Origin of the sequence: Microcoleus pseudofavosus SVA1_A4, assembly GCF_036700565.1 — a bacterium.
In the GTDB taxonomy this organism is placed as follows: domain Bacteria; phylum Cyanobacteriota; class Cyanobacteriia; order Cyanobacteriales; family Microcoleaceae; genus Microcoleus.
The window spans coordinates 1-4,496 of sequence record NZ_JAUBPE010000150.1; the positions used below are offsets into that span (position 1 = coordinate 1).

1 protein-coding gene and 2 pseudogenes are annotated in these 4,496 nt (G+C 46.1%); 1 reads left to right on the plus strand and 2 read right to left on the minus strand.

Going from position 1 to position 4,496, the window contains the following annotated elements; translation table 11 throughout:
• Positions 1–176: 176 nt before the first annotated feature.
• A pseudogene (locus QUA02_RS32740) lies at positions 177–585 on the minus strand (HNH endonuclease); the annotation flags it as partial.
• 225 nt (positions 586–810) lie between these two features.
• Between QUA02_RS32740 and QUA02_RS32745 the strand changes: the two are divergent.
• Positions 811–1,590, plus strand: coding sequence for a transposase (locus tag QUA02_RS32745; protein WP_333033890.1), 780 nt, complete (start codon positions 811–813; stop codon positions 1,588–1,590).
• Between the two features lie 491 nt (positions 1,591–2,081).
• On the opposite strand, the pseudogene ltrA reads toward QUA02_RS32745, so the two are convergent.
• A pseudogene (gene ltrA, locus QUA02_RS32750) lies at positions 2,082–3,575 on the minus strand (group II intron reverse transcriptase/maturase); the annotation flags it as partial.
• Between the last annotated feature and the right edge of the window lie 921 nt (positions 3,576–4,496).

Consider the following 4,496-nt stretch of genomic DNA (forward strand, 5'->3'; position numbering starts at 1 on the left):
TTACGTGAGAGTAGCGGGTGTGAATCCGCTAGGGAAGACGGCTTCCCGTACTAAACGACCATTTCAGGTCGCGCTTCGATATCGAGTTCGATAACCCGTTTTTCTATTCCGTGGGCGTTTGAGCGTAGATTCAGGAACAGAAATTTCTGCGCGTCATGCGCCGACCTATTAAACTCAGCGAGACTGTCACCAGCCTCGCTGGTCTTCAAAACCGTGCATGAAAGTTTCCCTTCACACGGCTCCTCAATGATTTGGTGCTTGTCACGCATACCTCATTACCCATTTGTCTGCGACTTTTTCAAGTCTTTTGGTGGGCTTAGGCTCGGCACTATTGCAGCCGGATTTGTTGCCGGGACTGCCATCTGAGGCAGTCTTTGTGTCGTGGCAATGTCTGTGTAGAAGTTCCCAGTTATCGTAAGAATCCTTTCCACCTTGCGATTTCGGGATTTTGTGGTCAATTTCTATCACATCGTTTTCACGGAAAAACAATCCGCAGTGGGCGCACTTCCCTTTTTGCCTTTTCAAGAGTTTTGATACCCTAGTTGGCATTTCTGGGTTGTTACCCATTCTTGTACTCCAGTAAACTACTGTAGTTTAGACTAAATAAAGATGAGAACGGTGGCAAAAGAAGAACTAGAGCCACCGCGCCGGGAGAGAATAAGGGTGAAAAAGAAAACCTACCCACTCCCTAAATGAACAGTGAACGATTAAAGGACTTTCGTCAAGCAGCATACGAGTTATTGGTACGAGCCAAGGATGCAACATTCGAGCTGATGGATGCAGTGATGACCACGCCCGAATGCGGCCTGTTTGGCGGAATTTTCGCTCAGTCCGCTATTCAATCGTCAATGGCCAAGCGTTTACGAAGCATTGCAAGACAGTAGGCCGGATCGGAAAAAACTGATGATGCTGTATCTCCAGCAATTAGAACAGCAAGTACCCGCAACGGAACACGTTTTAGTAGCAATTGACCACACGGCATGGGGGAGACCAGAGGCTAAAACATTAAAAGACAGAACCCATGAATATCAGCAGGGCGTCATTATTGGACAGGGGTACAGTACAATTGCATGGATACCCGAAGCACAAGGAAGTTGGGCATTACCCCTACTACATGAACGAATTAGTAGTTGGTCTTCACCAATAGAAAAAGCAGCTTCCCAACTCAAACTTGTTTGTGAACAGAGCATCAATCCAGTCTTAGCAGTTTTAGATGCTGAATATGGCAATGCAAATTGGGTACTGGCGCAAGCAGATATTCAAGCTGATTGTTTAATGAGAGTCCGAAAGAATGCCTGCTTATGGTCAGCACCACCAGCATATAGTGGTCGCGGCAGACCACGCAAGCACGGTCAGAAAATGAGGCTCTCCGACCCAACCACATGGCTCGAAGCGGATACTGCGATCGCAATTGACGAACATCCAGATTTGGGACAAGTCCGAGTCAGGCAATGGCTTGACTTACATTTTTATCGTGCCGCCGAACAGAGAGTCAATTTAATCCTGGCCCTTAAGAATGAATCCCATGTCAAACGGTCAGCCGTTTCCACCCTTGTGGTTGGCTTGGGTGGGAGAACGAACTCTCCCTAAGCGAAACTGTTTGGTTTAAGTATTTACGACGTTTTGGAGTGGATCATTGGTATAGATTTGCTAAGCAAAGATTACATTGGACATTGCCTAACTTGAGAACTCCCGAACAATCTGAGCGCTGGAGCGATTTAATGCCATTGATGAGTTGGCAACTCTGGCTAGCTAGGGATTTAGTCGTCGAGAATATATTACCTTGGCAATCGGCTAATATCAATTTAACTCCTGGACGTGTTGCCCAATCAATGTTGTCAGTTTTAGTTGACCTTGGTACTCCCGCGAAAATGCCTAAACATAGGGGAAAATCCCCCGGCTGGGAAAAAGGAAAGGCACGTACTAAGGCACCATATTATCCCACTGTCAAAAAACGGGTTTCTCGACGCAAAAAGTCTTCAAGATTAGCTGTTTAATCTTCTACCTCTTGAGTTTTTGAGCAACATCTTGCCTTCTGTTAAAAGGTGGCTACTTTTAGCTGCACTCATTTTTTAGTCTAAACTACAGTAAACTAGGTTCGCGTCGTATGGTGACGATTTGCTTTTAACTTTCACATGACGCAATATTGGAGTGTCGGCATGGTCAAGTAACCGAAGTGGGCTTGTACCCTCTTTCCTGGTTGCGAATACCCAGTTGTCACCGCCCATAGATTGCCAATATTTCTTTGACACCCATGACTTTGATTTCTTTGGGTGGCGGTGGGTTGCCCAAGCTACAAGTTTTCGATACACCAGGTCGTCTAATTCTGCGTAAGCTTCCTTACTTACTACAGTCGCATAGTAGTTTGCCCATCCCCGTATTATGGGGTTGATTCGTTTGATTAGCGCCGCTTGTGGTGCTGACTTTTGGGCGTCAATAACTCTTGCGATGTGGTCGTAATGTACCTTAATCTTGTTTTGGCTTGGGGTGATGATGGTTTTGAATCCTAGTTTTTCCCCTTGGGTATTCTTACCTGATTGGTGTTTTCCTTTGGGAAACTGACGTATATTGAAACCAAGGAAATCGAACCCTGGTTTTTCACCCTCCATTTCTGTAAGGGTGTGTGTCAGTCTTGTTTTACTAGGCTTCAATTCCAAGCCTATGTCTTTTAACCATTCCGAGATTATCTCTCGGCATCTTTGGACAACGGTTATGTCTTCGTGGAGAATCACGAAGTCATCTGCATACCTGATTAATGTTGCTCCTGGTTGATAACCAGTGTATTTCCCTTTCTTGACTATTGTCTTTCTGGGGAAAGCTTGTTTAATCTGGTTTTCCATCCCGTGGAGGGCAATATTTGCTAGTAGTGGGGAGATGACCCCACCCTGTGGAGTACCCTCAGATGTCTCGTAGTGCTGCATATTGTCCATCACTCCCGCTTTTAACCAGGCTCGTATTTGACGGCGGATGGTGGGGAATGTATTAAGTTTGTTGAGCAGCGCTACATGGTTGATGCGGTCGAAACACTTGGAAATGTCGGCATCTAGCACGTATTTGGCTTTATACCTAATCTCGTTGAATATTGCTTCAATTGCATCATGACATGACCTTCCGGCTCTGAATCCATAACTGTTGGGTTCAAATCGCGCTTCCCATTCAGGCTCTAGTGCCATCTTGACGAGCGCTTGCAAGGCTCGGTCTTTCATTGTAGGTATACCTAGAGGTCGCTTCTCTTCCGTTCCCGGTTTTGGAATCCATACTCTCCGGGTTGGGCTGACCTTAGAACCCAGTTTTAAGTTGTTTACTAACTTCAAACGAGCTGCTGGGGATAGAGATTTAATTCCATCCACTCCTGCTGTTTTTTTGCCAGTGTTATCTTGGGTAACTCTACGAACCGATAATGCTCTTGCTGACCAAGAATTCATCAACGTCTTTTGGAGTCTGCGTAATGCCTTTACATCACCACGTTGAGAGGCTTGATAGATTCTCTTTTGGAGCTTGTAAACTCGTCGCTCTAGCTTGCGCCAGTTAATCGAGCGCCATTCCACCGTAGTCTTTAAACTCGTTTTGGACATTTATATTCCTTACTTGAGTCTCTATCTTCCAAAACATCGTGAGTCTGTCTGCATATCCTGAACATTACTTCAGGCTTTGGCTTTTGACTCAATCTTTCCTACTCGCAGCATCCGGTTAGCACCTACTCAGTCATCGATCTGACTGAGAGCTTACGAGAGGTTACTTCGTTTCTGATAGCCATTGATAGAGTTTTTAGAGCGGTACTATCCACCGGGTTTGGAGGAAGTGCTTGTTGGTCAACCAGGAATTGCCAACTCCCCATTATCCTTGCCCTGTTTGGGACTCCCAGCGTGTAAGCCTGATTCCGCTGGTTGTTCATGACGATGGTTAAACGTACCTTTGTGTGCCTACTCATGAACTCTTGCTTGGTGATTGCCAGATTAGGCTTCCAGCATTGACACCTTTCACCCCCGCTTCAGGGATTGATGGCTAGTCGCTACCCTGGGGGACACAGTTCAGAACTGCGCTCTGTGTGCTTTCACTCCTGCACCTGGAGGGTGGGACTTGAGCGGTTCTAGGATACTTTTCTCTCACCCACATGACTATCAGATTGTCAAGGTTCTTATGTTACTTGCGGGTAATCCTCTACCCATTTCAGGGCTAGTTTCTACCCAACGAATCGCACTCCTGTTCTGAACCCATAACTCTGAGCGTGAAAAGTTGCTTCGTGTGCTGGCTCTAGCGCGTATTTTGCGAGGCATTGCCACGTTCTATCGGCGATAGTAGGTATCTTGAGGAGGCGGGTACTCCCATCCTTTTTAGGGATTGGTATTGAACGTAACTTCTGGTGTTTCCAATTGTTACTTTTAACTCTGAGTTCTTCACTCAGAGCAAACCTTTCCTCGTAAGGATTCAGGTCTGAAGAATGGGAATGAGCTCAGGCATAGCCAAGTCACAAGAATGGGCAGAAATAGCCTCAC